The sequence below is a fragment of the Collimonas sp. genome, assembly GCF_035566555.1.
Lineage (GTDB): Bacteria > Pseudomonadota > Gammaproteobacteria > Burkholderiales > Burkholderiaceae_D > Collimonas.
In genome coordinates this window covers 14,046-38,744 of the sequence record NZ_DATMRB010000086.1, presented here as the reverse complement: position 1 = coordinate 38,744, position 24,699 = coordinate 14,046, and the positions used below count along the sequence as shown (strand labels likewise).

Here is a 24,699-nt window from a genome sequence, read left to right as displayed (position 1 = left end):
GGTGCAGGGGATAGGCCTGGCGCGCAGCAGCGGCTGGCTCGGACTGGGCTTGAATACGGCGGTGGACAAGCGCTGGGGCTGGTATCTCAATTACGATGCGCAACTGGGCAGCGGCGGCTTGCGCAACAATGTGTTCTCGCTTGGGTTGCGATTTGCACTGGAGTGAGGTGAGCGGCGGCTGGCACTAGGCCCTTACGAACTGGCTGCCAATGGCAACCGCCTGATATCAATTGCAGCGGGAAATTGCCATTACATATCGCTGCCGGCTGGCGCTTCTGCGTCGGGCGTCATTGCCGGCGCTTCATCTGCCATCGACGGCGAGGTTTTCATGACGCGCTTCTTGCCCATCAGGCCTAGGTCGGCGCCGGTGATGCCATATTCCTGCATCTTGGTTTTAATCTCGGTAATCACGTCAGCGATTTCGGCCTGACGCAATTCTTCTGCCTGTTTCCTCAATTGCTCGATTTGCGCTTGCAGTTCTTTGTAGGTCGTCATTTCTATTGCTTTCTTTCTGCGTTTTGGACGGGCAAGTATACCGTAAGCAGGGTGCGGCATGAAATGCCTGCCAGTATCTGGTTTGGCAGCTTGAGATTGTTGCGCGCTGATACAAGCTGTTGCAAAGATTACTGAATTGTATCGACCATTCGGCCGCCACAAACTATATTGAATACAGGGAGACACGTTGTGATGCCGCCTTGAGCGGCAGCATGGGAAGTAAGAGGTCTTGCTATGAAAAAATTGATGATCATGTGGCTGGCCGCGCTGGCGCTGATATTCTCAAGCGCTGCGGGCCCGGCGTTTGCCCGCAATAACGGCGGCTTCCATGGTGGTGGCTTCCACGGCGGCGGCGCGCAATTCCATGGCGGCGGCATGCGCTACGGCGGCGGGCCGCAGGCGCACCACGGATTCCGCCGCTTCAGGGATTTCCACGGCCGTGGCGTGATCGTGATAGGCGGACCGTTTTTCTGGGACCCTTACTACTACGACCCGGCGCTTTATCCAGTGGGCGGTGTTTATGTAGCACCCGACGGCAACTACAGCTACTACTGTAACGATCCTGCCGGCTACTATCCTGAAGTGCCAAGCTGTCCCGGCGGGTGGTTGCGCGTGGTTCCCGGCGACCCCGCGTATTAAAGAAGTAAAACGGTCGGCCTGGCCGTGATCGAAGCAGAAAACGCTATCCTCGGGTAGCGTTTTTTTAATCTCCAGGGGTAAAGCCTTAGCCAATTTCTGAGCGCCTGTCTTGCTGCCGGCCAGCTTGGCAGGTAACATGAAGCTCTGAATAATTAGACTTTCTATCCCGGAGAAAAGCATGTCCATCCATATGATTGAAGCAGTGCGTTTTAATGTCGAAGGCGACCGGGTCGAGGAAGTGCGCTGGGGACGGGCCAAGCCGCAAGAGGACGGCTCTATCGGCTGGGAACACAAGACCTCGGAGCAGGACGTCAGCCTGGTGGTGGACGCGCTGCATTTCGGCGACGAGGTGGCGACGGCGTTTTCCGTGGATGGCAAGATTGTGCGCGGTCCCAGTATCGCGCTGGTGATCCACGAACACGGCATTGAAGGCATCGGCATAGCCGAGCGCGACACCTCCGGCCGCACCTTGGCCGATTTGCCGCGCTTTTAATTTTTAGTTAGCGGCATCAGAAGCTGCTGGACGATGCCGGACCCGGGGTGGCGCTGGTGTGGATCTGGCTGCCGCCGGCCAGTTCGCCGCGGTTTTCCCGCCATTGCTGGCGTTGCCATTCGAGTTCGCTCCATTGATCGGCGCGGCGCCTTTCCCATTCATTGCGTTCGCGCCAGACCGGCGCCACCGTCTGCGACGGCGGCTCCATGAACAGCGCCTGCGGATGTACTCCGGTAACGTTCAGCGCCGGCGGCGCAAACAATGGCGCCTGGCCCGCAACTGGCTGGCCGGTGCCGTTGTCGGCGGCGACAGCTTTTTCCGGCATTGCCGCCGTGATCGCTCCGAGGAGCAGTACCAGCAATATTTTTTCCATACAACCCTCCGCCTGGCTAGCCGGCATGAAAAATGGCCGGAGATAAAGTGTTGCGAGCCCATCTTCAGGATTTCATTCTAGGAAACAAAACGGCGCTAAGCTAATAGAGAATCGCTTGCGGACCTCGCTTTTTTGCGATCTTTGGCAGTCGGCTGCATTGAATAGATGCTGGTGGTAATGTTTGTCCTCTGTTGTCTGTAAAAGTTGTTTTGAGGAAACGGTAATCAACAGGAGTTTTTCCAGGATAAGCCGTTTGAAAAGATTTCATATCGGAGAGACTGCATGCGATCGCAGATAGAGAAAGCCAGGATTTTCCAGCAGCTCCACGCCCGCGAGGGTGCTTTCATCATTCCCAATCCCTGGGATATCGGCAGCGCCAGGCTGCTGGCCTTGCTGGGATTCGAGGCATTGGCCAGCACCAGTGCCGGTTATGCGTTTTCGCGCGGCTTGACGGACGGCGCCATCGGCCGCGAGCAGATGATGGCGCACCTTACCGAACTGGCGGCGGCTACCGCTCTGCCGCTCAGCGCCGATCTGGAAAACGGCTGGGGCGACTCGCCCGGAACGGTGGCGGAAACCGTCCGCCTGGCGGCGGCTACCGGCATCGTCGGCGGTTCCATAGAAGACGCCAGCGGCCGGGCTGACGATCCCATTTATCCGCTGGCGCTTGCCGTTGAGCGCGTACGCGCCGCCGTCGAGGCAGCGCGCTCGCTGGATTTTCCGTTCACGCTGACCGCGCGCGCAGAAAATTTTCTGGTTGGCCGCGCCGACCTGAAGGACACCATCGAACGGCTGCAGGCCTATCAGGACGCCGGCGCCGACGTGCTGTACGCGCCCGGCCTGAAAAGCAAGGAAGACATTGTCGCGGTGGTCAGTGCGCTGGATAAGCCGGTGAACGTGGTCATGGGATTGCAAGGCGTGCAGCTCAGCCTGCAAGAACTGGCGCAGATCGGCGTCCAGCGGGTCAGCGTCGGCGGTTCGCTGGCGCGCGCGGCGCTTGGGGCCTTCCTGCGGGCTGCCGAGGAAATGCGTGAGCATGGCACGTTTTCCTATGGCAATGAGGCAGTCGGCACGCGCCGGATCAGCGAGATGCTGCAGGCGGCAAACAAGCTTTAGGCAGCAAAGCGCTTGATTAAGTTATATGCTGGTAGCAAGGTCTGCCGCCAGATGATGGCAGTTCACTAGTGTAAGATCCATGCTTCTCCGCGCCGACGAATGCCGCATCATGAAAGTCTACAATTTAGCTTGTGAACAGAATCATCGCTTCGAGGGCTGGTTTGGCTCGGAAGATGATTTTCTCTCACAATCGGCGCGCAAGCTGATTGTCTGCCCGATTTGCGATAGCGTCAAAGTGGACAAGCTGCCGTCGGCGCCGCATTTGAATCTTTCTGCCGCCAGGCCGCCGGCCGGCGCGCGCAGCCAGTCGCCCCAGCATTCGCCGGCAGTGGCGCAGATGCAGAAACGCCTGGCGGAGATGGCGCGCCATGTCATGGAAAACACCGAAGATGTGGGGGAAGGATTTGCTGAGGAAGCGCGCCGGATCCACTACAAGGAAGTGCCGGAGCACGGGATTCGCGGCGTCGCCACTGCAGAGGAGTGCGATGAACTGGCGGACGAAGGTATCGACGTGTTCCAGCTGCCTTTGCCTGCCTTACATAAACCGACCCTGCAGTAAGCCGTAGCCGATCCAGGTTCCAGGCTGCTTGCTTAGTTACGGTCGCGCAGGATCCTGGTGACGCCGCGGATGCGGCGCACATTGCGCATCAGCCGCGCCAGATGCACCCGGTCTTCCACCTGGATGGTGAACACCAGCTGCGTCATCAGCTGGTCTTTGTCGTCGTCCATGTTGACATAGATGATGTTGGCGTCGGAATCGCCGATTTCAGCGGCTACCCGCGCCAGGATACCCTTGTCGTTATGCACCAGGACCTTGATGCGGCAATCGAAACGGCGGTTCAGGTCTTCACCCCACAGCACTTCAATCCAGCGGTCCGGATCCTTGTTGCGCTGGCGCTTGGCGATGTTGCAGTCTTCTGCATGCACCACCAGTCCCTGGTCGCGCTTCAGCTGGCCAGTGATGTGATCGCCCGGAATCGGCTGGCAGCATGGCGACAGCTGCACCGAAATGCCTTCGCTGCCATAGATCACCACCGGATCCATCTTGGCTGGCGTCGCGACACCTTCCATGTCGAGCAGCGGCGTCAGCAAAGGCTCGTTTTCCAGCAAGCCCATGATATGGCGCGCCACCAGGGTCGCCATGCGCTTGCCGACGCCGATGTCGGCGTAGATCTCATCCAAAGACTTGGCGCTGGATTCGTTCAGCAGGCGGTCGACCACCACCGGCGCCAGCGCCGGATTCAGGTTGAGCGTCGCCAGTGCTTGCGACAGCAGGCGTTTGCCGAGTTCTACCGATTCGCCCAGGTTAATGGTGCGCAGATGATGGCGGATGGCGGACCGGGCCTTGCCGGTGCGTACAAAGCTGAGCCAGTTGGGGCTGGGGCGCGAACTGGTCGAGGTAATGATTTCCACGATGTCGCCGTTGTGCAGCTCGGTGCGCAGCGGCGCCGGTTCGTGGTTGATCTTGGCGGCGATGGTCTGGTCGCCGACATCGGTATGGATGGTGTAGGCAAAATCCAGCGCCGTGGCGCCGCGCGGCAGGGCGATGATCTTCGATTTCGGCGTGAACACGTAAACCGAATCGGGGAACAGGTCGACCTTGACATGTTCCAGGAATTCGGCCGAGTCGCCGGTCTGCTTCTGGATATCCAGCAGCGACTGCAGCCAGGCATGGGTGCGTTGCTGCAGGTCGCTCAGGTTGCCTTCCTCATCCTTGTACAGCCAGTGCGCGGCAACGCCGGATTCGGCGACGCGGTGCATGTCCTGGGTGCGGATCTGGAATTCGACCGGCGTGCCGTAAGGGCCGATCAGGGTGGTGTGCAGCGACTGGTAGCCGTTCAGCTTGGGAATCGCGATGTAATCCTTGAACTTGCCCGGCATCGGCTTGTACAGTGCGTGCAGGGTGCCGAGCGCCAGGTAGCAATTGGCGAAGGTGTCGACCACGATGCGAAAGCCGTAGACATCCAGCACCTGGGAAAACGACAAATGCTTGTTGTGCATCTTGCGATAGATGCCGAACAGGCTCTTCTCGCGGCCGTCTATTTGGGCGTTGATGCCGGTCGCAGCCAGCGTGGTGCTGACCGATTCCAGGATCTTGCTGACCACTTCGCGGCGGTTGCCGCGGGCTGCCTTGACTGCCTTGGCCAGGGTGCGGTGGCGCAGCGGATACAAATGCGAGAACGCCAGTTCCTGCAGCTCGCGATAGATATTGTTGAGCCCGAGCCGATGCGCGATCGGAATGTAGACCTCCATGGTCTCGCGCGCGATGCGGCGTTTCTTTTCCGGGATCATCACGCCCAGCGTGCGCATATTGTGCAGGCGGTCGGCCAGCTTGACCAGGATCACGCGGACGTCGCGCGCCATCGCCAGCAGCATCTTGCGGAAGTTCTCCGCCTGGGCCTCGATCTGGCTCTGGAATTCGATCTTGTCCAGCTTGGAGAGGCCATCGACCAGGGTGGCCACCGGCGCGCCGAAGCGTTCGATCAGCTCGTCCTTCTTGACGTCCTGGTCTTCCATGACATCGTGCAGCAGGGCAGCCATGATGGCTTGCGCGTCCAGCTTCCAGTCGGCGCAGATTTCGGCGACGGCAATCGGGTGTGAAATATAAGGTTCGCCGGATTTGCGCATCTGACCCAGATGCATTTCATCCGAAAAGCGATAGGCTTCCTTGACCTTTTTCAGCTCGGCTGGGGTCAGGTATTCGGCAAGCTTGGTAGTCAGGTGCGTAATCGAGGCGACGCCGGGCTGGAGGGCGGGCTGAGGATCTGGCAAGGGGGGCGTGTTAGCAGGTTTTCTGGCTGAGCGGGGGGAGGCCGCCCGTTTTTTTGTGGTTGCGGCTGATGACATGCTTGAATCTGGAGATGTCAGGTTCATACTGGATCGATAGCAGCCGCATGAGTTTTATCCATTGCAGGGCAGAGTCGTGGAGTCGCCAAAGCGTAGTGCATCAGTGACGTAGCAACGCTGCCCTCAATGCATTCAAATTAACCAGGTACCTTCTTGAGCATTTCAATGCCGATCTTGCCGGCAGCGATTTCACGCAAGGCAACCACGGTTGGCTTGTCCTTGGCGTCGATCTTCGCAGTGTGGCCTTGCAGCAGCTGGCGTGCGCGGTAAGTCGCGGACAGCGTCAGCTGAAAGCGGTTAGGGATCTGTTTCAGACAATCTTCGATAGTGATGCGGGCCATATAAAATTCTCCAGAATGCGGTACTGCCAATTGGTGGCTGAATACCAGTTGGCTAAATATTAACTTAAATTTGCATGGATGCCCAATTGGGCGAATAAAGACGCGTTCCGCACTGCCTGTTGCGAGAAGCGGCAGCGAGTAGCTTTGACAATCGCTGTTAATTCCGACAGAGCAGATGCAAACTCTTGATTAATAATAACATATTCAAACTCGGGGGCGTGTGCGATTTCACCGCCGGCGGCCAGAATGCGGCGCGTGATGACCTGCGGTTCGTCCTGGCCACGCTTTTTCAGGCGCTCTTCCAGCGCCGCGATGGATGGCGGCAGGATAAAAATGCCGACAGCGTGCGGAAACTGCTTCTTGACCTGCTGCGCGCCTTGCCAGTCGATTTCCAGCAAAACGTCGGTGCCGGACTGCATCTGCTCCGCAATCGCCAGGCGCGAGGTGCCGTAGTAATTGGTGTGCACTTCCGCCCATTCCAGGAATTCGCCTTGCTTATGGCGGGCGCGGAAATCTTCCACAGTGGTGAAGTGGTATTCACGGCCATCCTGTTCACCCGGGCGCGGCGGCCGCGTGGTGTAGGAAATCGACAGCTTGATCGTTTGTTCCTGCGCCAGCAGCGCATTCACCAGCGTCGATTTGCCGGCGCCGGAAGGGGCGACCACCATGAACAGGCTGCCCGACATCGGGTGCTCGTCCGGCATGGCCGAGCTGTTGACCAGGTCGGCTGATGGAGTAGGTAGTGGAGGTGTCATAACAATTGAAAGATGTGCAAACCGTCAGGTATGCAAAATACCCGATTATGTAAGTGTGACATTGTATCAGCGTGGCAATAAGGCTGCAGCTAGGATTTGTATCTTTCACGAATGGCGCATAGGCCAGGTATATTGGTGTAGTGATAACGGCGGGCCGGAGCTTGGTGTACATTTATGGGTTTTCCAAAAAGCGCAGCGATTGTCGACGCGCTGGATGATGTACAACAGACAAGGACCAAGGCAATGGCGATCAAGTTACAACAAGCGGAGCAGAAGGATCTGGTCGGCTCGATTCAGCGCTATTTCAAGGAAAACATGGAAGAACCGATCGGCGACCTGAAGGCCGGCATGCTGCTCGATTTTTGCCTGCAGGTGATCGGCCCGGCCATCTATAACCAGGCGATCGCCGATGCGCAAGCGCATATGGAGGCGAAAGTCGCCGACCTCAGCGTCGAATGCTACGAAGAGAGCGGCAGCTACTGGAAGAAAAAATAAGCCTGGCCAAGCACCGCGGTTGCCGCCAAAGCTGACAGCGGCAGGGTAGCGGACGCTATAATGTAGGCAACAGCCCATCTTCATCCCCCTTACCAACGCCATCCACACTATGCATTATGTTTCGACTCGCGGCCACGCAGCCGCACAAAATTTTTCCGAGATCCTGCTGGGCGGCCTGGCGCCGGATGGCGGCTTGTACTTGCCGGCCGAGTATCCGCAAGTGACTTCGGCCGAACTGGATCAATGGCGTACGCTGTCCTATGCCGACCTGGCGTTTGAAGTGCTGAAGAAGTTCGCCACCGAGATACCACAGGCCGATTTGCGCGCGCTGGCGCACAAGACCTATACCGCGGATGTCTATCGCAACGCGCGCAGCGGCGAAGATGCCGGCCAGATCACGCCGCTCAGCGTGCTGGAAGAAAAAGATGGCAGCAAGCTGCTGCTGCAAGCCTTGTCGAACGGTCCGACACTGGCTTTCAAGGACATGGCGATGCAACTGCTCGGCAACCTGTTCGAGTACACCCTGGCCAAGAACGACGCCCAGCTGAACATTTTCGGCGCCACTTCCGGCGATACCGGCAGCGCCGCGGAATATGCGATGCGCGGCAAAAAAGGCATCCGTGTATTCATGCTGTCGCCGCACAAGAAGATGAGCGCTTTCCAGACCGCGCAAATGTTCAGCCTGCAGGATCCGAACATCTTCAATATCGCAGTTGAAGGCGTTTTCGACGATTGCCAGGACATGGTGAAAGCCGTCTCCAACGACCATGCCTTCAAGGCCAGCCAGAAAATCGGCACGGTCAACTCGATCAACTGGGCGCGCGTGGTGGCGCAGGTGGTCTACTACTTCCGCGGCTACCTGAGCGCGACCACCAGCAACCAGCAGAAAGTATCGTTCACTGTCCCATCGGGTAATTTCGGCAATATCTGCGCCGGCCACATCGCCCGCATGATGGGCCTGCCGATCGACAAACTGGTGGCCGCCACCAACGAGAACGATGTGCTCGACGAGTTTTTCCGCACCGGCATCTACCGCGTGCGCAAGTCCGCCGAAACCTACCACACCAGCAGTCCGAGCATGGACATCAGCAAGGCCTCCAATTTCGAGCGCTTCATCCACGACCTGCTGGACGGCGACAGCGAACGCGTGCGCGCCTTGTTCCATAAAGTCGAAACCGAGGGCGGCTTCAACCTGGCAGGCGGCCCCGGCAGCGATGGCGACGAATTCACCAAGATTGCCCGTTTCGGCTTCCAGTCCGGGAAATCCACGCACCAGGACCGGCTAGACACCATCCGCGACATCCAGCAGCGCTACAACGTCACCATCGATACCCACACCGCCGACGGCGTCAAGGTCGCGCGTGAGTACATGGTGCCTGGCGTGCCGATGATCGTGCTGGAGACCGCCTTGCCGGCCAAGTTCAATGAAACCATCCGCGAAGCACTGGGGCGCGATGCGCAACGGCCTGCCGGTTTTGAAAACATCGAAACGCTGCCGCAGCGGTTTGAAGTGATGGCGGCCGACGTCGCGCAGGTCAAGCGCTTGATCGCGAGCCACACTGGCTTGTAAACTGTCAATGAGCTGCCAATGAGCTGCCAATGAGCTGCCAATGAGCTGCAACGAAAGCGCTAGAAAATGATGCAAAAGCCCCCGATGTTAACCGTTGCCGAAGCACTGGCCGTGCTGCTGGCGGCCGGCCGCTCGCTGGCCGATGGCGCTGCCGTCGAGCTGGTTCCGACGCTGGAAGCGAACGGCCGGGTGCTGGCCGCCTCCCAGGTTTCGCAGCTCAACGTGCCGCCGGCGGACAACACGCAAATGGACGGTTACGCGGTGCGCGCCGCCGATTGCAGCAGCGGTGCGGCACGCTTGCCTGTATCGCAAAGGATTCCGGCTGGCCACGTCGGTGCGCCGCTGGCCGCCGGCACCGCGGCACGGATCTTTACCGGCGCCATGATTCCGGCTGGCGCCGATGCGGTGGTGATGCAGGAAATGTGTGAAGCCGAGGGCGACGCCGTGGTGATCAGGCACGCGCCGAAATCCGGCGAATGGGTGCGCCGCGCCGGCGAGGATATCCAGAGCGGCAGCGTGATCCTGGCGGCGGGCACGCGCCTGCGGCCGCAAGATCTCGGCCTGGCGGCATCGGTAGGTCTGGAAAAACTGCCGCTGCTGCCTAAACTGCGGGTGGCGATGTTTTTCACCGGCGATGAGCTGGCCATGCCCGGCCAAGTCCTGAAGCCGGGCGCCATTTATAACTCCAACCGTTTTGTCCTGCGCGGCCTGCTGGAAAACCTCGGTTGCGAGATCACCGACTACGGCATCGTGCCGGATAATCGGGAAGCGACCCGGGATGCCTTGCGCCGGGCGGCCCAGGAACATGACCTGATCCTGACTTCGGGCGGCGTCTCGGTCGGCGAAGAAGACCATGTGAAGCCGGCGGTGGAGGCTGAAGGGCGCCTTAACATGTGGCAAATAGCCATGAAACCGGGCAAGCCGCTGGCCTTCGGCGAAGTACGCCGTGCTGCTGGCGGCCATGCTTTCTTTATCGGCCTGCCGGGCAATCCCGTGTCCAGTTTCGTCACTTTCCTGATTTTCGTGCGCCCCTTCATCCTGCGCCAGCAAGGCGTGGCGGCAGACGCGCTGGCGCCGCAGGCGCTGGCCATGCGTGCCGATTTCGACTGGCCGAAGGCAGACCGGCGCCAGGAATTCCTGCGGGTAAAAATCAACGCCGGCGGCGGCCTCGACCTGTTTCCGCACCAAGGCTCAGGGGTGCTGACTTCCGCGGTCTGGGGCGACGGCCTGGTCGATAATCCGGCCGGGCAGACCATTGCCCGCGGCGATACGCTGCGCTTTCTGCCGTTTTCTGCTTTGCTGCAATAAGCAGTGGGACTAGCCTGTTCAATCACGAGAATGCAATGAAGATCGAGTTACGTTTTTTTGCCAGCCTGCGCGAGACGCTCAAGCAGTCGCAGGAAGTTCTGGAGCTGCCTGACGCAGCGACGACCGTTGGCGCCGTGCGCGCGCATTTGCGCGCCCGCGGCGGCGTCTGGGCAGATGCGCTGGCCGATGGCCGGGCGCTGCGGATGGCGTTCAACCAAGAGCTGGCGAACGCCGATACCGTCGTCACCGACGGTGGTGAAGTGGCATTTTTCCCGCCGGTCACCGGCGGCTGATTTCTTTGTCTGCAATGAGGTCCTGATCATGACTATCCGCGTCCAGACTGAAGATTTCGATTGCGCCGCCGAGCTGGCGCAATTGCGGCAAGCCAATCCCAGAATTGGCGCCGTCGTCAGTTTCCTGGGCACTGTGCGCGATCTGAACGACGGCAGCAGCGTCGCCCAGATGGAGCTTGAGCATTACCCGGGCATGACCGAAAAGGCGCTGGCCGCCATCGTCGCCCAGGCCAAGCAGCGCTGGGAAATTTTCGATGCGCTGGTCATTCACCGCATCGGCCCTTTGCTGCCGCTGGACCAGATCGTGCTGGTTGCGGTGACTTCGGCGCATCGCGGCGACGCTTTTGCCGCCTGCGAATTCATTATCGACTACCTCAAGACCGAAGCGCCGTTCTGGAAGAAAGAACATACCGACCAAGGTGCGCGCTGGGTCGACGCCCGCAGCAGCGACGACGAAGCGCTGGCCAAATGGGAGCAGGACGGCTTGCCTTTGCCTATGCGCGAAAGCAAGAAGTGAGCTGGCTCGCAGTCGGCATCGGTGCTGTTTTGGGGGCCTGGCTGCGCTGGGGGGCGAGCGCCTGGCTTGGCGCTTACCAGAATCAATTGCCATGGGGGACTTTGCTGGTCAACCTAGCCGGCGGCTACCTGGCTGGCCTGGCGGTAGCGTTCTTCGAATCGCACCCGGCGCTGCCGATGGAGTGGCGTTTGCTCGTGATTACCGGTTTCCTGGGCGGCCTGACCACTTTTTCCACCTTTTCAGCTGAATCGATGGTGTTGCTGCAACATGGCGAATACGGCTGGTTCCTGGGCCACACCGTGCTGCATTTGTTTGGCTCCATACTGCTTTGCATCGCCGGTTTCGCTACCTATCGCGCCTTGGCCTCCTAGTTTCAGAAATTCCTTAGCCAAGTCGCCGCAAATAGGCCAGGATGTTGTTTAAAATGACATGAATGTGTTTTTGGCAGCGCCGACTCGCCGGAACCCGGCGCGTTTGCCTCGGCATATCCAACCATTTTGGGAGGACGTCATATGGAAGCTAAGTCCAAAGTGCCATACTTCAGGGCAACAGTGGCAGCAGGAAAATTCAGCCCGCGCCTCCATTTGACGGGGGCGATGGCGGTGGCTATGATGACGAAATGGAAACCAGGGTAGGCAAACTTGAAGAATTTGTAAATGACGCGTGGGATCGCCTGACGCGCATAGAGACGCGCCTGGACCAGACCGCGACCAGCGCCGAGATGCGCAAAGAGATGACAGATCAAACCTGGCGCCTGGTGAGCTTTGTGTGCGGCTTCGGCACGGCGCTGGTGGCGGCGACCTACTTCATGGCGACGCAGATCAGCTAGCCTGTCCGGCAGCTACTCTCAGAGCCCTTCCATGCGAAGGGCTTTTTAATATCTGGTCCGATGCTATCCTCTCTTTGTGGGCGCCTTGCATTGCATCCACCCAAGGCCGCCCAAATACCCAACTTATTCCTTGACGAGCCCTTAGTTTATCAATGCGTGCTTGAAATCAGCCGGCATGTCCCAATTTTCTATCCATCAGATATTTTGGAGGAACCATGCGTTTCGATAAATTAACCACGAAGTTGCAGGAAGCGATTGCCGACGCCCAGAGCCAGGCGGTCGGCAACGATAATCAATACATAGATCCGGTGCATGCCTTGATCGCCTTGCTGAACCAGGACGATGGCAGCGCCACCTCGCTGCTGCAGCGCGCCGGCGTCAATGTTGCCGCGCTGGGCGCCGGACTCAAGGCTGCGCTGGACCGTCTGCCTAAGGTCAGCGGCAGCGGCGGCGAAGTGCAGATCGGCCGTGAGCTGCTGGCCTTGCTCAACCTGGCTGACAAGGAAGCGCAAAAACGCGGCGATCAATTCATCGCCAGCGAAATGTTGCTGCTGGCCCTGCTCGACGATAAATCCGATGCCGGCCGGCTAGCGCGCGAAAACGGCCTCACGCGCAAGGCGCTGGAAGCGGCAATTACCGCTGTGCGCGGCGGCGCCAATGTCGCTTCGCAGGATGGCGAAGGGCAGCGCGAAGCACTGAAAAAATACACCCTGGACCTGACCGAACGGGCACGCCTCGGCAAGCTCGATCCGGTGATCGGCCGCGACGATGAAATCCGTCGTGCGATCCAGATCCTGCAACGCCGCAGCAAGAACAATCCGGTGCTGATCGGCGAGCCCGGCGTCGGCAAGACCGCGATCGTGGAAGGCCTGGCGCAGCGCATCGTCAACGGCGAAGTGCCCGACAGCCTGAAGTCGAAGCGCGTCTTGTCGCTCGACATGGCATCTTTGCTGGCCGGCGCAAAATTCCGCGGCGAGTTCGAAGAACGCCTGAAAGCGGTACTGAAGGAAATCGCCCAGGATGAAGGCCAGACCATTGTCTTCATCGACGAGCTGCACACCATGGTCGGCGCCGGCAAGGCGGAAGGCGCGATGGATGCCGGCAACATGCTGAAGCCAGCCCTGGCGCGTGGCGAACTGCATTGCGTCGGCGCCACCACCCTGGACGAGTATCGCAAATACATTGAAAAAGACGCTGCGCTGGAACGCCGTTTTCAAAAGATCCTGGTGGACGAACCTAGCGTTGAAGCCACGATTGCGATCCTGCGCGGCTTGCAGGAAAAATACGAAGTCCACCACGGGGTGGAAATCACCGATCCGGCGATCGTCGCCGCAGCGGAATTGTCACACCGCTACATCACCGACCGCTTCCTGCCCGACAAGGCGATCGACCTGATCGATGAGGCTGCCGCCAAGATCAAGATTGAAATCGACTCCAAGCCGGAAGTGATGGACAAGCTCGACCGCCGCTTGATCCAGCTCAAGATCGAGCGCGAAGCGGTGCGCCGCGAGAAAGATGAGGCGTCGCAAAAGCGCTTCGCTCTGATCGAGGAAGAAATCGAAAAACTGTCGCGCGAGTATGCCGACCTGGAAGAAATCTGGAAATCGGAGAAAGCCAGCGCCCAGGGCAGCAAGCACCTGAAAGAGGAAATCGAGAAGCTGCGCCTGCAGATCGACGAGGCTACCCGCAACAGCGACTGGCAAAAAGTGTCCGAGCTGAAGTATGGCAAGCTCAACGAACTGGAAAAAGCGCTGGAGACGCAATCGAAGCAGGATGCGCTGGCCGCGCAGAATCCGGACCCGGAAGGCAAGCCGCAGCTGGTGCGGACCCAGGTCGGCGCCGACGAGATCGCCGAGATCGTGTCGCGCATCACCGGCATTCCGGTATCCAAGATGCTGCAGGGCGAGCGCGAGAAGCTGATCAACATGGAGGCCGAGCTGCACCGTCGCGTAGTCGGCCAGGACGAGGCCATCGTTGCCGTCTCGGATGCCATCCGCCGTTCGCGTGCCGGCCTGAGCGATCCCGACCGGCCGTACGGCTCCTTCATGTTCCTGGGACCGACCGGCGTCGGCAAGACCGAATTGTGCAAGGCGCTGGCCAGTTTCCTGTTCGACAGCACCGATTCGATGATCCGCATCGACATGAGCGAATTCATGGAGAAGCACTCGGTGGCCCGCCTGATCGGCGCGCCGCCGGGCTATGTCGGCTACGAGGAGGGCGGTTACCTGACCGAGCTGGTGCGGCGCAAGCCCTACAGCGTGATCTTGCTGGATGAGATTGAAAAAGCCCATCCGGACGTCTTCAACGTGCTGCTGCAGGTGCTGGACGATGGCCGCATGACCGACGGCCAGGGCCGTACCGTGGATTTCAAGAATACGGTTATCGTGATGACATCGAACCTCGGTTCGCACCGGATCCAGGCAATGGAAGGCAGCGATCCGGCGGTGGTAAAGATGGAAGTCATGGCGGAAGTAAGGAACCATTTCCGTCCGGAGTTTATCAACCGTATAGATGAAATCGTGGTGTTCCATGCGCTCGATGAGAAAAACATCGGTGCGATTGCCTTGATCCAGCTGGATATATTGAAGCAGCGTCTGGCGAAGATGGACATGGGCCTGGACATCTCGGAAGCCGGATTGCAGAAAATCGCCGAGGCTGGCTACGATCCGGTGTACGGAGCGCGGCCGCTGAAGCGGGCAATCCAGCAGCAGATAGAAAATCCCTTGTCGAAATTGATTCTGGAGGGAAAATTCGGGCCGAAGGAGATTGTTCATGTAAATGTTAACAATGGTGAGATAGTTTTCAAAATATCAACTTAAGTCCGAATCTCGCCACTGCGCAGAGTAAAATCGCAACAGGCCTCACCCTGTTGCTTTGTAAAGGTCACATGGCGTCGCCGTGTGGCCTTTTTTCAGATGGATGCGGTTTAAACTGCTGTCTTGGTCTTGTAATAATCGAATGTTATAAATTATTCATTTAACACTGCTGTCATGCAGCAGTGCCTAGGTAACACCAAGATGCAAGAGTAGTTTCTTTAAGTCGGATATTGCCGATTCTTGTGTTATTTCGAGGCAATTTTGAAGCGAACTTCACTGCAACGCTTATTCATTTTGCCGTTTGCAGCGCTATTGTTATGTCTGGCCGTATCAGTCGGCTGGCTTCTCTATCAGGCAGGCCAGGATGCAACCGATGCGTTATCGCAAAAGGTCCTGGCAGACATGATGGGGGGCATCAACAGTGCAATCAACAGGCAACTCTTCGACGCCGGAGCAGCGTTGCGCGTTGTCGCGCCCGATCAAGTCGCCGACGCCGCCAACAAGACGCCGACGCCGATTCCCTTTCCCGCCAACGTGCGCCGGCTGGAAGAGCGCATGTGGATTGCCAGCGGCCTGTTTCCCACGGTTGGCGGTTTTATCGGTTTCGCCGGTACGGACGGGCATTTTGTCGGCATCCGCCGCACAGCCGCTAATGAATTCCGGGTCCGACTGCGAGGAGCCGGCGACGAGCCCAGCCATGTGTACCGCAGCCGCGGCCCGGCCGTTGAAATGACTTTCCTGGAAACCGAGGAGTACGAACCGCGCGCGCAAAGCTGGTACCTGAATGCCGCCAGCCAGAAGAAAGATGCGTGGTCGCCATTGTTTATCGAAACCGCCAGCAACGAGCCGGCGCTGATGCTGGCGCGGCCGGTGTTTGGCGCCGACCGCGAGCTGCTTGGCGTGGTGGCCAGGGAACTGTCGCTGAAACCGCTGAGGGAATACCTGCAGGCGCTGCCGATGGACCGCAACGGCGTGGCCTATATCGTCGAGCGCAACGGCGACCTGATTGCCGCCTCGAATGGTGAAAACGTGTTCATCCTCGATCCCCACGACAAGAACCTGCGCACCAGGAACGGACTCGCCAGCGCCGCTTCGCCGTTCATGCGGCAAAGCTGGCAACTGGTGCAGACCTATCTGCAGAAACATCCCGGGGTGACGCCGATTACCGATCCGGTGGTGCCGCCGGCGATCAATCCGCCCACGCCCGGCAAGCTGATCATCGGCGCCTTTCCCAGTTCCTCCGGGCCGATCGAGGTGGCCGCGCAGCTGCACCGCGATGCCGCCGGACTGGAATGGATCGCGGTGGTCGCCTTGCCGCGCTCCGATTTCTGGGGCGCGATCAACTCCAGCGTCTACAAAAGCCTGTATCTCGGCCTGCTGGTGATTCTGCTGGCTTTGCTGGTCGGCTACGGGATCTTGCGCTGGGCCCTGCGCGATATCCGCAAGCTGACGCTGGCGGTGCGCAGCATAGGCAGCGGCCGGCCGTTCGCCAAGCTGAATATCGACCGCAAGGATGAGATCGGCGAGCTGGCCGAGAGCTTCCAGGAAATGGAAAGGAACTTGCGCACAGACCGCCTCACCAGCCTGCTGAACCGCGATTCGCTGATTGCGCAAATCGAATTTCGCCGCCGCACCGACGTCGAGCCGCAGCTGTTCCGCTTTGCGGTGCTGTTCGTCGACCTCGACAAGTTCAAGCAGGTCAACGATCACTACGGTCACGATGAAGGCGACCGGGTTCTGATTGAAGTCGGCCTGCGCCTGCAGAACGCCTTGCGCAAAGAAGATGAAGTGGCGCGCTTCGGCGGCGACGAATTCATCGTCTACCTGCCGGGCGTGGCCGATGAGGAGTCGGCGCTGGCGATTTCGGAAAAAATCTACGCAGTGCTCAACAAGCCGATCCTGATGGCCAACGGCGACCACTGCCAGATCGGCGCTTCCATCGGCGGCGCGCTGTATCCGGCCGACGGCCTTGATCTGGAAACCTTGTTGAAAGTCGCCGACAAGCGGATGTATAGTGTCAAGAAATTCGGCGGCCTGACGTTTTCGGCCGAGCCGCCTGACGAACCATCCTGAACCACTTTGCCTGCGACGGAGATGTAATGACCTTTTCCACCTGCGATCTGTGCGACGCCAATGAAGACAAGCTCGGCAGCGCCGCCCTGGCGGTGTTGCCGCCGGTGTTCATTGCCTTTGGCAAGCGGCAGGCGTTCTGCGGTCCGGCGCGTACCCTCAAAGTCCATGAAGACAATGTGCTGGTGCGCAGCACGCTGGAAACCGCCGGCGACGGCCAGGTGCTGGTGGTCGACGGCGGCGCTAGCCTGCGTTGCGCGCTGGTCGGCGGCAATCTCGGGGTGCTGGCGCAGAAAAACGGCTGGGCCGGAATTATCGTCAACGGCTGCGTGCGCGACTCGGCCGAGCTGAATGCCTGCGACATCGGCGTGCGCGCACTGGCGCTGCACCCGCAGCGCAGCGTCCGCAAGGGAGTAGGGGAGCGCGACATCAGCGTCTCGATCGCCGGCGTGACCATCGCGCCCGGCGCCTGGATCTATGCCGACGCCGACGGCGTGCTGGTCGCCGCTCAAAAACTCGCCTGAATACCGCTGGCCGTAGCGGCCCGTTCAGATCCAATCCTCTGCCGGCACCACCGCATGCGGCAGCATCTGCATGCCTGTCACGGATAGCGCTTCTGTCTCGCTGACCGCATTGCTTCCCCTTGCATGGATGCGCTATGGCGTCACGTTATTGGCCCTTGATCGCGGTAGCGGCCGCGTTGTCCGTGCGGCAAATCCCTAAAAATCATAAGGTCATGAGTTAATCTTACTGAGAATGATTCGTATTTGTGTTATCTTTCAATTTCGTCTTAACGGAACGGAGTGAATTCATGGCGCGATTGCTTAAGGGAGCGAAGTGTTCGGCAGCGGGATCGTTTTCCACCATCAATTCCAACGTATCGTTTCCCGCTGGTCCATTGCTGGACGTCCTGATCGCCAACCGGCCGATGTTCATCAAGGTCGCCCGTGGCTTTGTCGGCTGCGTCAGCCGTGCGGAGGACGTGGTGCACGACGTGTTCGTCAAGCTGGCCGACTTGCCGGGCCAGGATGCGGTACGGCAGCCTATCGCCTACGTGATGCGGATGGTGCGTAACGCGTCCATCGACGCCTGCCGCCGCCAGAACCTTGAGAATATCTATCATGCCGACGAAGACAGCGGCCTCGACATGCCGTCGTCGGAACCGTCGCCCGAGGCTGCGCTGGAGCTGCGCGACACCTTGCGTCATGTGTTCGATGCGCTGGCCCGGCTGCCGGCCAGGAATCGCGCCGCCTTCGAGATGGTGCGCATTCACGATGAAACGCTGCAAAGCACTGCGCGCGCGCTGGATGTATCGCAGACGCTGGTGCATTTCATGGTGCGCGACGTCGAAAAACACTGCTCCGATTGTCTTGCCGCCTGCGACCGCGGCGCCGCTTTGCCGGCATTCCACGGCAGTTCCGCCCGCCAGAGTAAAAAAACGCATATCCCAATCGTCTACCGATAGTAGGGCGCACATTGGGCGGGTAGAAGCCCTGCGCCATCCACCGCCATTTCCTCAATATTCCTGGAGCGAATCCGATCATGAGCCAAGCACCAAACCCCGCCGTCGCCGCCAAGCAGGCAGATGAAGACATCTACACCGTGGTCATCAACGACGAAGAGCAGTATTCGATCTGGCCGACATTCCGCGCGGTGCCCGCCGGCTGGCGCGAAGTCGGCGTCAGCGGCGCCAAGGACGCGTGCCTGGCGCATATCGAGACAGTCTGGACCGACATGCGCCCGGCAAGCTTGCGCCGCCATATGGATGCAGCGGCCGCATCGAAGACGCACTGATTGAGCGCAATGAGGGCAACACGCAGTTTGTGATCGGAGGCGTCCGTGCCTTGTGCCGGGTGTCTTGTTTTCGGAGAATTTTGCATGAGTACAGTTTTCATGCCGCAGCTGAGCATAGCCGATCTGCGGATCGAACCGGGCCTGCCGACCGTTGTCGCGCCGAAGGCAGGAGTACATGTTTCGCTGCAAGAGGCAGCGCCTTTATTGCGTACGGTCGCTGACGACACGCTGGAGCGAGCCGGCGGTGTGCTGTTTACCGGTTTCCAGGTTCCCTCGATCGAGTCGTTCCAGGGCTTCGCCGCATCCTTCGGTCATCCCCTGATCGGCTACGAGTATGCATCGACTCCGCGCAGCCAGGTCGAAGGCGCGGTGTATACCTCGACCGAATACCCGCCGCATCGCTCCATCCCGTTGCATAACGAGCAGTCCTACACGCGCGAGTGGCCGCTGCGCATCTGGTTTCATTGCGTGCTGGCGGCCCGTTCAGGCGGCGCGACGCCGATTGCCGACAGCCGCGCCGTCTATCGCGGGCTCGATCCGGCGCTGGTGGCGCGTTTCGCCAAGCGTGAGCTGCTGTATGTGCGCAATTTTGGACAAGGCCTGGATCTGCCGTGGCAGCACACCTTCGGTTCCGACGATCCACGCGTGGTGGAAAGCTATTGTGCCGCGCGCGGCATCGAGTGCAGCTGGCGCCACAGCGAAGACGGCGAACTACTGTTGCGCACCCGTGAACGCTGCCAGGCGGTAGCGCGCCATCCGCGCACGGGCGACATGGTCTGGTTCAATCAGCTCAACCTGTTCCACCTGTCGGCGCTGGACGAAGACATGCAAGAGACGCTGATCGACGCCGTCGGCCTGGAAAACGTGCCGCGCAATGTCTATTACGGCGACGGCGAGGAGATCGAAGCCGAAGCGCTGGCCGAAATCCGCGCTGTGCTGGACCGGCAGCGCATCGTGTTTCCGTGGCTGAGCGGTGACGTGCTGATGCTCGACAACATGCTGACAGCACATGCGCGCGATCCGTTTGCAGGGCCGCGCAAGGTGGTGGTGGCAATGGCGCAAAGCTATAGCGAAGCGCCGGACGGCGACCAGAAAACGGCAAAATGATGAAAACGGTGGGAACGGCCCTGGCTGCGCGCGCACTGACGGTAGCCTATCGCGAGCAGCTTGTGCTCGATGGTCTCGATCTGACGATCAAGGCAGGGCGGGTCACCGCCTTGTGCGGACCGAACGGCTGCGGCAAAAGCACGCTGCTGCGCAGCCTGGCGGGATTGCAGCCGCTGCGTTCGGGCCGGATCGAGGTGAATGGCGCGCCGTTGGCGTCCTACCGGCGGCGTGAACTGGCGCGCCTGCTGACCATGCTGGCGCAGTTCAACCAGATTCCCGCCGGCCTGACGGTGCGCGAACTGGTAGCGTACGGTCGCTACGCCTATGGCGGCTGGCTGCGCGGCTTGACGCACAGCGACCAGGCGGCGATCGACGAAGCACTGGCGGTGAGCGGACTGGCTGCCGCTGCCGGACGCGATGTGGCGGCCCTGTCTGGCGGCGAACGGCAGCGCGTGTGGATTGCCATGGCCCTGGCGCAGCAGGCGGCTATCGTCCTGCTCGATGAACCCACCACCTATCTCGACATCCATCATCAGCTCGACATCCTGCATCAGCTGCGGCGGCTCAACCGGGAGCGTGGACTGACCATTGTCTGGGTGCTGCACGATTTGAACCAGGCCGCCGCATTCAGCGACGACATGGTGCTGATGCGCGGCGGCAGGATCGTCGCCCAAGGCACGCCCGACGCCATGCTGGAGCCGCATCATCTGCAGCAGACTTTCGGCGTCAAGATGCTGAAAATCGCCCACCCGCAGAATGGGGCGCCGATGTGCGTGCCGGCCTATGACGCGCTGCCGGGCCTTGCTCCGGCCGGGATTGCACCGCTGCGCGAGGCCGGCGCCAGCGCCGGCAAGGATCTGGCGGCATGAGCGGCATGGCCGCCAGCCCGCCGCCACTGGCCGTTGCAGTGGGCTGGCATGCGCCGACAGCAAACAGAGTGGCCGCGATCGGCAGCGCGCTCGCCGCGCTGATTGTCGTCACGGCCTTGCTCCGTCTTGCACCCGATGTGCGGCTGTGGCTGGCTGCAACGGACGCCGAGGCGGCCGCATTGGCCCATATCCTGCTGTTCGACCTGAGCTTGCCGCGTGTGCTGGCGGCGCTGGTCGCCGGCGGCTGCCTGGGCGTCTCCGGTGCGTTGTTGCAGACGCTCACCCGCAATCCGCTGGCTTCGCCCGACCTGCTGGGGATTACCGGCGGCGCCCAGCTCGGCTTGCTGGCGGCCATGCTGGTGCCGGCCCTGGCTGGCGTGGCATCGGTGCCATTGCTGTTCGCTTGCGGCCTGGCTGCCGCGGCATGCGTAGTAGCTGCCGCCGGCTGGCGCGCCACGCCGCTGCGGCTGGTGCTGGCCGGCAGCGTCTGCATGCTGCTGTTTTCCGCGATCTCCACCATGGTGCTGGCATTCTTCGAGCAAAGCATCACCGGCGCCGCCCTCTGGTCCAGCGGCAGCTTGTACCAGCCGGGCGCGGACGGCCTCAAGATCGCCATGGCGTGGCTGTTGCTGCCGCTGGCGGGATTGCCGCTGGTGATCCGTCCGCTCAATCCCTTCGTGCTCGGCGACGATGCCGCCGCTGCCGCCGGCGTGCGTATCGATGCAACACGCCTCGGCGCCATCGTGGTGGCGGTGGCTTTCGCCAGCGTTGCCGTCAGCATTGCCGGACCGCTCTCCTATGTCGGCCTGATCGCGCCCAACCTGCTGCGCCAGATACGCGGCGCCAAGACCTCGAAACTGGGCGCCCTGGTGCCCTTGTCGGCCCTGGTGGGCGGCGCGCTGGTGCTGGTGACCGATAGCGCCGTGCTGGCGCTCGATCTGGACGCTAACTTGTCGACCGGTGTCGCCATCGCACTGGTAGGCACACCCTTGATGCTGGCCATGATACGCAGCGGCGCGGCATGGTCGGGCGGGTCGGGTTCGGGACAAGAACATCCGATGAGCGCGGCCGGCAGCCGTGCGGTACGCTGGCTGGTCACGCTGCCAGCGCCGCTGATCGCAATCGGGTTGCTACTGCTTGGCGGCGCCGTGCTGTTTGCCGGCGCCTCGCTGGGTTCCAGCCTGGTCAGTCCGGCCGGATGGCTGGCGGCGCTTGAGGGACACGACGCAGTAAGCCGAATGCTGCTTGATTTACGCCTGCCGCGCCTGCTCTGCGCATTGCTTGCCGGCGCATTGCTGGCGGCCAGCGGCGTGCTGATGCAAAGCATTGTGCGCAATCCGCTGGCCGGCCCTGAAGTGCTGGGCGTGACCCAAGGCGCGGGGCTGGCAACCTTTATCGTGCTGATTGCCTGGCCATTGGCAAGCCACTCGATTCTGGCAACGGCGGCGCTGGCCGGCGGCGCCGTCACACTTGGATTGACTTTGCTGCTTAACCGTCGCCATCGCTATGCGCCGATGGCCGTCGCCTTGACCGGGCTAGTGCTCGGTACGCTCTGGACCACGCTGTCGCAGTGGCTGATCACCCAGCAAAGCGTGCAGCCGGCGCGCTTCGTGGTGTGGCTGGTCGGCGGCACTTACGGCCGCAGCTGGGGCGAAGTGACGACCTTGTTGCCATGGTGCTTGCTGGCTGTACCGGTGTGCGCATTGCTGGCGAAGCCGCTCGATCTGCTGGCGCTTGGCGATGAGCAGGCGGCTGCGCTGGGCTTGCCAGTGGGCGTCCTGCGGCCGCTGGTGCTGAGCGTCGCTACCCTGGCGGCCTGTGCTGCGGTGGCGGCGGTCGGGCCGGTTGGCTTTATCGGCTTGATGGCGCCGCATCTGGCGATGATGCTGGGCGCACGCAACCATCGAACACGCTTGTGGCTGGCGGCGGCCTGCGGCGCCTTGCTGCTGGCCTTGGCCGACATTGCCGCGCGCACGCTGCTGGCGCCGCGCGAGATTCCGGCCGGTGTGCTGACCGCACTGATCGGTGCCCCATATCTGCTTGGCTTGCTGATCGTGCAAGTGCGGCGCGAGAAGTTAGGCGGTCGATGATGACTGGCTTGCAAGGAAGCGATCCAGCAGCGCGTTGTTTCTCCACGCTGGCGCCGACAGGGCTTGCGGCGCATCTGGAACCGCGTTTGCAACACATCTGGCTTGGCACGCCGGAACGGCAGCAGCATTTAGCCGCGCAGGCTGACGCAGAGGCCGTCTGCATTCCCCTGACGGAACTCGGGGCTTATCGCAGCGAGCTGCTGGCTGCGATGGCGCAGCACTACGGCGGCGACGCCGAAATCCATGCGCGCGCATTGCTGTCGCAATGGAGCAAATACTATTTCTGGCTGGCGGCGCCGGCCGGCATTGTCGCGCTGCTGCTGCGCCGGCCGCTGGACATGTCGCCGGCGCGTACCCGCTTGCTGTTGCGAAATGGCATGCCGGCCGCGCTGTATTTTGCCGCCGACGCGCTGCAGCCGCCGCAGCCGGATAGTGCGGCCTGCGCCGCGGCGCTGATCGGACATCTGCAGGCCGTGATCGAGACGCTGGCCAGCATGACGCGGATTGCGCCGCGCGTGTTTTGGGGCAATGCCGGCAATCTGCTCGATTATCTGGCGGGCGAGTGCGCGGCGTTGCCAGGCGGCGCAGGCGGTATCGAAAACCTGTTCTGCTCTTGCCTGAGCGACGGTGGGCCCAATCCTTTGCGTACTCCCGTGCGCCAGGTGCAGCCGCGTTCAGACTTGCTGCCCAATCCCTTCCGCGCGCGCCGTGTCTGCTGCATGCGCAATGAAATTCCAGGAGAAACGAATTTGTGCGCAAGCTGTCCCTTGCTGTTGACCATGTGCGACGACGAACTGGTCCGCCAGGAGTCGCTGCTATGACGGCCAAGGCATGGCGATTGCGGCTGGCCGCGGCGGCTTGCATCGGCCTTGCCAGCGCGGCATCTGCCGCTGCAGCGGCCGGCCGGCCGGCTACCCAAATTACCGCCTGCGAACCTCTGGCCGAAAACCCTGCGGTCTCGCAGTTCCACCACGCCATGCCGCAACGGCCGAAGCGCATCGTGGTGCTTGAATACATGTTCGCGGAAGACCTGGCGGCATTGGGCGTGATGCCGGTCGGCATGGCCGACGCCGCCAACTATCCTGGCTGGTTCGAATACGACAAAGAACGCCTTGGCCGGGTGCCTGACGTCGGCACCCGCCAGGAACCCAGTTTTGAAGCAATCGCTGCACTGCAGCCTGATCTGATCCTGGGCGTCGGCCTCAGGCACAGTGCGATTTTCGATGCGCTCAACCGCATCGCCCCTACGGTATTGTTCCAATACAGCCCGGATCTGGATAAAAACGAAGCGTCCTTGACGCAGATGGATTGGGCGCGCAAGATTTTGCGCAGCATCGCTTGTCTGACCGGCCGTGAAGAGGCGGGGCGTGAAGTTGAAGCGAAGCTTGACGCCGGCCTGGCGCGTGACGCCTTGCGCATCGCGCACGCGGGGCGCAGCGGTGAACAGGTGGCCTGGCTGCAAGAGCTGGGCCTGGCCGACCGCTACTGGGCATTTACCGGCAACAGCATGGTGGGCGGAGTGGCGCGTGCGCTGGGCCTGCAGCTTGCTTACCCCGCACCGACCCGCGAGGGCACTACCTACGTAACGTCGAAAGACTTGCTGCAAAACCCCGGCCTTGCCGTGCTGTTCGTCAGCGCCACCGGGCCGGAAGTGCCATTGTCGGCCAAGCTGGATTCGCCGATATGGCGTTTTGTACCAGCCCGTCGTGCCGAGCGGGTGGCGCTGGTGGAGCGCAATCTGTGGGTGTTCGGCGGCCCGATGTCGGCGTTGCGCCTGGCAGATGCCATGACCGAACAGTTGCTGTCGCTGCCTCCGGCAAAACCTTAGTCGTTGACGATTTTTCTATTGCAATGGCCCGCAAGTATATGACTTGCGGGCCAT

26 protein-coding genes are annotated in these 24,699 nt (G+C 61.0%); 21 read left to right on the top strand and 5 right to left on the bottom strand.

All coding sequences use genetic code 11. From position 1 onward, the window contains the following. Positions 1-249: 249 nt before the first annotated feature. On the bottom strand, positions 250-495 hold the full coding sequence (locus VNZ65_RS10790; RefSeq protein ID WP_325668793.1) for an H-NS histone family protein: 246 nt from the start codon (positions 493-495) through the stop codon (positions 250-252). Positions 496-729: 234 nt separating this feature from the next. Between VNZ65_RS10790 and VNZ65_RS10785 the strand changes: the two genes are divergently transcribed. Both VNZ65_RS10785 and VNZ65_RS10780 read left to right on the top strand, forming a co-directional pair. Continuing rightward, a complete protein-coding gene (locus VNZ65_RS10785; RefSeq protein ID WP_325668791.1) occupies positions 730-1,134 on the top strand; it encodes a hypothetical protein in 405 nt (134 codons plus the stop codon). Between the two features lie 178 nt (positions 1,135-1,312). After that, the gene (locus tag VNZ65_RS10780; protein WP_325668789.1) at positions 1,313-1,627 is read left to right on the top strand and encodes a hypothetical protein; all 315 of its coding nucleotides are present in this window, start codon (positions 1,313-1,315) and stop codon (positions 1,625-1,627) included. A 16-nt stretch (positions 1,628-1,643) separates the two neighbouring features. Here VNZ65_RS10780 and VNZ65_RS10775 read toward each other — a convergent pair whose 3' ends face one another. Further along, a complete protein-coding gene (locus tag VNZ65_RS10775) occupies positions 1,644-2,000 on the bottom strand; it encodes a hypothetical protein (RefSeq protein ID WP_325668787.1) in 357 nt (118 codons plus the stop codon). Positions 2,001-2,282: 282 nt separating this feature from the next. Here VNZ65_RS10775 and VNZ65_RS10770 point away from each other — a divergent pair, with 282 nt between their 5' ends. Both VNZ65_RS10770 and VNZ65_RS10765 read left to right on the top strand, forming a co-directional pair. Then, complete coding sequence (locus VNZ65_RS10770) at positions 2,283-3,116, top strand: isocitrate lyase/phosphoenolpyruvate mutase family protein (protein WP_325668785.1); 834 nt, start codon at positions 2,283-2,285, stop codon at positions 3,114-3,116. Positions 3,117-3,225: 109 nt separating this feature from the next. Continuing rightward, positions 3,226-3,675: a DUF1178 family protein gene (locus tag VNZ65_RS10765; RefSeq protein WP_325668784.1), complete on the top strand. Its 450-nt coding sequence runs from the start codon at positions 3,226-3,228 to the stop codon at positions 3,673-3,675. Between the two features lie 32 nt (positions 3,676-3,707). Here VNZ65_RS10765 and VNZ65_RS10760 read toward each other — a convergent pair whose 3' ends face one another. From VNZ65_RS10760 to gmk, 3 genes are all read right to left on the bottom strand, one after another. Then, the gene (locus VNZ65_RS10760) at positions 3,708-5,990 is read right to left on the bottom strand and encodes a bifunctional (p)ppGpp synthetase/guanosine-3',5'-bis(diphosphate) 3'-pyrophosphohydrolase (protein WP_325668782.1); all 2,283 of its coding nucleotides are present in this window, start codon (positions 5,988-5,990) and stop codon (positions 3,708-3,710) included. Between the two features lie 110 nt (positions 5,991-6,100). Continuing rightward, the gene (rpoZ, locus tag VNZ65_RS10755; protein WP_014006295.1) at positions 6,101-6,304 is read right to left on the bottom strand and encodes a DNA-directed RNA polymerase subunit omega; all 204 of its coding nucleotides are present in this window, start codon (positions 6,302-6,304) and stop codon (positions 6,101-6,103) included. Positions 6,305-6,363: 59 nt separating this feature from the next. Next, a complete protein-coding gene (gene gmk / locus VNZ65_RS10750; RefSeq protein ID WP_061941191.1) occupies positions 6,364-7,008 on the bottom strand; it encodes a guanylate kinase in 645 nt (214 codons plus the stop codon). 294 nt (positions 7,009-7,302) lie between these two features. Here gmk and VNZ65_RS10745 point away from each other — a divergent pair, with 294 nt between their 5' ends. The 17 genes from VNZ65_RS10745 (at position 7,303) to VNZ65_RS10665 (ending at position 24,645) form a co-directional block, all read left to right on the top strand. Then, positions 7,303-7,554 carry a DUF2164 domain-containing protein gene (locus VNZ65_RS10745; RefSeq protein ID WP_325668799.1) on the top strand — a complete coding sequence of 84 codons (252 nt, stop codon included), beginning with the start codon at positions 7,303-7,305 and terminating at the stop codon, positions 7,552-7,554. A gap of 109 nt (positions 7,555-7,663) precedes the next feature. Beyond that, complete coding sequence (thrC, locus tag VNZ65_RS10740; RefSeq protein WP_325668778.1) at positions 7,664-9,124, top strand: threonine synthase; 1,461 nt, start codon at positions 7,664-7,666, stop codon at positions 9,122-9,124. Between the two features lie 84 nt (positions 9,125-9,208). Further along, positions 9,209-10,432, top strand: a complete 1,224-nt coding sequence (glp, locus tag VNZ65_RS10735; RefSeq protein ID WP_325668776.1) for a gephyrin-like molybdotransferase Glp — start codon at positions 9,209-9,211, stop codon at positions 10,430-10,432. 35 nt (positions 10,433-10,467) lie between these two features. Next, positions 10,468-10,725, top strand: coding sequence for a molybdopterin converting factor subunit 1 (gene moaD, locus VNZ65_RS10730; RefSeq protein ID WP_325668774.1), 258 nt, complete (start codon positions 10,468-10,470; stop codon positions 10,723-10,725). Between the two features lie 28 nt (positions 10,726-10,753). After that, positions 10,754-11,242: a molybdopterin synthase catalytic subunit MoaE gene (gene moaE / locus VNZ65_RS10725; protein WP_325668772.1), complete on the top strand. Its 489-nt coding sequence runs from the start codon at positions 10,754-10,756 to the stop codon at positions 11,240-11,242. Then, complete coding sequence (gene crcB / locus VNZ65_RS10720) at positions 11,239-11,613, top strand: fluoride efflux transporter CrcB (RefSeq protein ID WP_325668770.1); 375 nt, start codon at positions 11,239-11,241, stop codon at positions 11,611-11,613. Before moaE ends, crcB begins: the two co-directional genes overlap by 4 nt. A 248-nt stretch (positions 11,614-11,861) precedes the next feature. Continuing rightward, positions 11,862-12,071 (top strand): hypothetical protein, encoded by a 210-nt coding sequence (locus VNZ65_RS10715; protein ID WP_325668769.1) that lies wholly within the window; start codon positions 11,862-11,864, stop codon positions 12,069-12,071. A 215-nt stretch (positions 12,072-12,286) separates the two neighbouring features. Next, complete coding sequence (gene clpB, locus VNZ65_RS10710) at positions 12,287-14,890, top strand: ATP-dependent chaperone ClpB (protein WP_325668767.1); 2,604 nt, start codon at positions 12,287-12,289, stop codon at positions 14,888-14,890. 456 nt (positions 14,891-15,346) lie between these two features. Then, positions 15,347-16,960: a diguanylate cyclase gene (locus VNZ65_RS10705; protein WP_325668765.1), complete on the top strand. Its 1,614-nt coding sequence runs from the start codon at positions 15,347-15,349 to the stop codon at positions 16,958-16,960. Between the two features lie 26 nt (positions 16,961-16,986). Next, positions 16,987-17,481, top strand: a complete 495-nt coding sequence (rraA, locus tag VNZ65_RS10700; RefSeq protein WP_325668763.1) for a ribonuclease E activity regulator RraA — start codon at positions 16,987-16,989, stop codon at positions 17,479-17,481. A gap of 287 nt (positions 17,482-17,768) precedes the next feature. Further along, on the top strand, positions 17,769-18,422 hold the full coding sequence (locus VNZ65_RS10695) for an RNA polymerase factor sigma-70 (protein WP_325668761.1): 654 nt from the start codon (positions 17,769-17,771) through the stop codon (positions 18,420-18,422). A gap of 77 nt (positions 18,423-18,499) precedes the next feature. Beyond that, positions 18,500-18,751: an MbtH family protein gene (locus VNZ65_RS10690; RefSeq protein ID WP_325668759.1), complete on the top strand. Its 252-nt coding sequence runs from the start codon at positions 18,500-18,502 to the stop codon at positions 18,749-18,751. A gap of 84 nt (positions 18,752-18,835) precedes the next feature. Beyond that, entirely contained in the window at positions 18,836-19,858 is a 1,023-nt protein-coding gene (locus tag VNZ65_RS10685; protein WP_325668757.1) for a TauD/TfdA family dioxygenase, read from the top strand. Next, positions 19,855-20,727, top strand: a complete 873-nt coding sequence (locus VNZ65_RS10680) for an ABC transporter ATP-binding protein (RefSeq protein ID WP_325668756.1) — start codon at positions 19,855-19,857, stop codon at positions 20,725-20,727. Before VNZ65_RS10685 ends, VNZ65_RS10680 begins: the two co-directional genes overlap by 4 nt. Before the next feature lie 5 nt (positions 20,728-20,732). Continuing rightward, a complete protein-coding gene (gene fhuB / locus VNZ65_RS10675) occupies positions 20,733-22,817 on the top strand; it encodes a Fe(3+)-hydroxamate ABC transporter permease FhuB (RefSeq protein ID WP_325668797.1) in 2,085 nt (694 codons plus the stop codon). Then, positions 22,817-23,638, top strand: a complete 822-nt coding sequence (gene fhuF / locus VNZ65_RS10670) for a siderophore-iron reductase FhuF (RefSeq protein WP_325668795.1) — start codon at positions 22,817-22,819, stop codon at positions 23,636-23,638. Before fhuB ends, fhuF begins: the two co-directional genes overlap by 1 nt. Then, a complete protein-coding gene (locus tag VNZ65_RS10665; protein WP_325668755.1) occupies positions 23,635-24,645 on the top strand; it encodes an iron-siderophore ABC transporter substrate-binding protein in 1,011 nt (336 codons plus the stop codon). The genes fhuF and VNZ65_RS10665 overlap by 4 nt, the downstream gene beginning before the upstream one ends. The last annotated feature ends 54 nt before the right edge of the window (positions 24,646-24,699 follow it).

Bases quoted from the DNA above. Each gene is read 5' to 3' on its own strand.
- VNZ65_RS10715 (WP_325668769.1), top strand. From the start codon at position 11,862: ATGGAAACCAGGGTAGGCAAACTTGAAGAATTTGTAAATGACGCGTGG.
- VNZ65_RS10760 (WP_325668782.1), bottom strand. From the start codon at position 5,990: ATGAACCTGACATCTCCAGATTCAAGCATGTCATCAGCCGCAACCACA.
- VNZ65_RS10690 (WP_325668759.1), top strand. From the start codon at position 18,500: ATGAGCCAAGCACCAAACCCCGCCGTCGCCGCCAAGCAGGCAGATGAA.
- VNZ65_RS10765 (WP_325668784.1), top strand. From the start codon at position 3,226: ATGAAAGTCTACAATTTAGCTTGTGAACAGAATCATCGCTTCGAGGGC.
- clpB (WP_325668767.1), top strand. From the start codon at position 12,287: ATGCGTTTCGATAAATTAACCACGAAGTTGCAGGAAGCGATTGCCGAC.
- moaD (WP_325668774.1), top strand. From the start codon at position 10,468: ATGAAGATCGAGTTACGTTTTTTTGCCAGCCTGCGCGAGACGCTCAAG.
- glp (WP_325668776.1), top strand. From the start codon at position 9,209: ATGTTAACCGTTGCCGAAGCACTGGCCGTGCTGCTGGCGGCCGGCCGC.
- VNZ65_RS10680 (WP_325668756.1), top strand. From the start codon at position 19,855: ATGATGAAAACGGTGGGAACGGCCCTGGCTGCGCGCGCACTGACGGTA.
- moaE (WP_325668772.1), top strand. From the start codon at position 10,754: ATGACTATCCGCGTCCAGACTGAAGATTTCGATTGCGCCGCCGAGCTG.
- VNZ65_RS10685 (WP_325668757.1), top strand. From the start codon at position 18,836: ATGAGTACAGTTTTCATGCCGCAGCTGAGCATAGCCGATCTGCGGATC.
- gmk (WP_061941191.1), bottom strand. From the start codon at position 7,008: ATGCCGGACGAGCACCCGATGTCGGGCAGCCTGTTCATGGTGGTCGCC.
- rpoZ (WP_014006295.1), bottom strand. From the start codon at position 6,304: ATGGCCCGCATCACTATCGAAGATTGTCTGAAACAGATCCCTAACCGC.
- rraA (WP_325668763.1), top strand. From the start codon at position 16,987: ATGACCTTTTCCACCTGCGATCTGTGCGACGCCAATGAAGACAAGCTC.
- VNZ65_RS10790 (WP_325668793.1), bottom strand. From the start codon at position 495: ATGACGACCTACAAAGAACTGCAAGCGCAAATCGAGCAATTGAGGAAA.
- VNZ65_RS10745 (WP_325668799.1), top strand. From the start codon at position 7,303: ATGGCGATCAAGTTACAACAAGCGGAGCAGAAGGATCTGGTCGGCTCG.
- VNZ65_RS10665 (WP_325668755.1), top strand. From the start codon at position 23,635: ATGACGGCCAAGGCATGGCGATTGCGGCTGGCCGCGGCGGCTTGCATC.
- fhuF (WP_325668795.1), top strand. From the start codon at position 22,817: ATGACTGGCTTGCAAGGAAGCGATCCAGCAGCGCGTTGTTTCTCCACG.
- VNZ65_RS10785 (WP_325668791.1), top strand. From the start codon at position 730: ATGAAAAAATTGATGATCATGTGGCTGGCCGCGCTGGCGCTGATATTC.
- thrC (WP_325668778.1), top strand. From the start codon at position 7,664: ATGCATTATGTTTCGACTCGCGGCCACGCAGCCGCACAAAATTTTTCC.
- VNZ65_RS10775 (WP_325668787.1), bottom strand. From the start codon at position 2,000: ATGGAAAAAATATTGCTGGTACTGCTCCTCGGAGCGATCACGGCGGCA.
- VNZ65_RS10770 (WP_325668785.1), top strand. From the start codon at position 2,283: ATGCGATCGCAGATAGAGAAAGCCAGGATTTTCCAGCAGCTCCACGCC.
- VNZ65_RS10780 (WP_325668789.1), top strand. From the start codon at position 1,313: ATGTCCATCCATATGATTGAAGCAGTGCGTTTTAATGTCGAAGGCGAC.
- VNZ65_RS10695 (WP_325668761.1), top strand. From the start codon at position 17,769: ATGGCGCGATTGCTTAAGGGAGCGAAGTGTTCGGCAGCGGGATCGTTT.
- fhuB (WP_325668797.1), top strand. From the start codon at position 20,733: ATGGCCGCCAGCCCGCCGCCACTGGCCGTTGCAGTGGGCTGGCATGCG.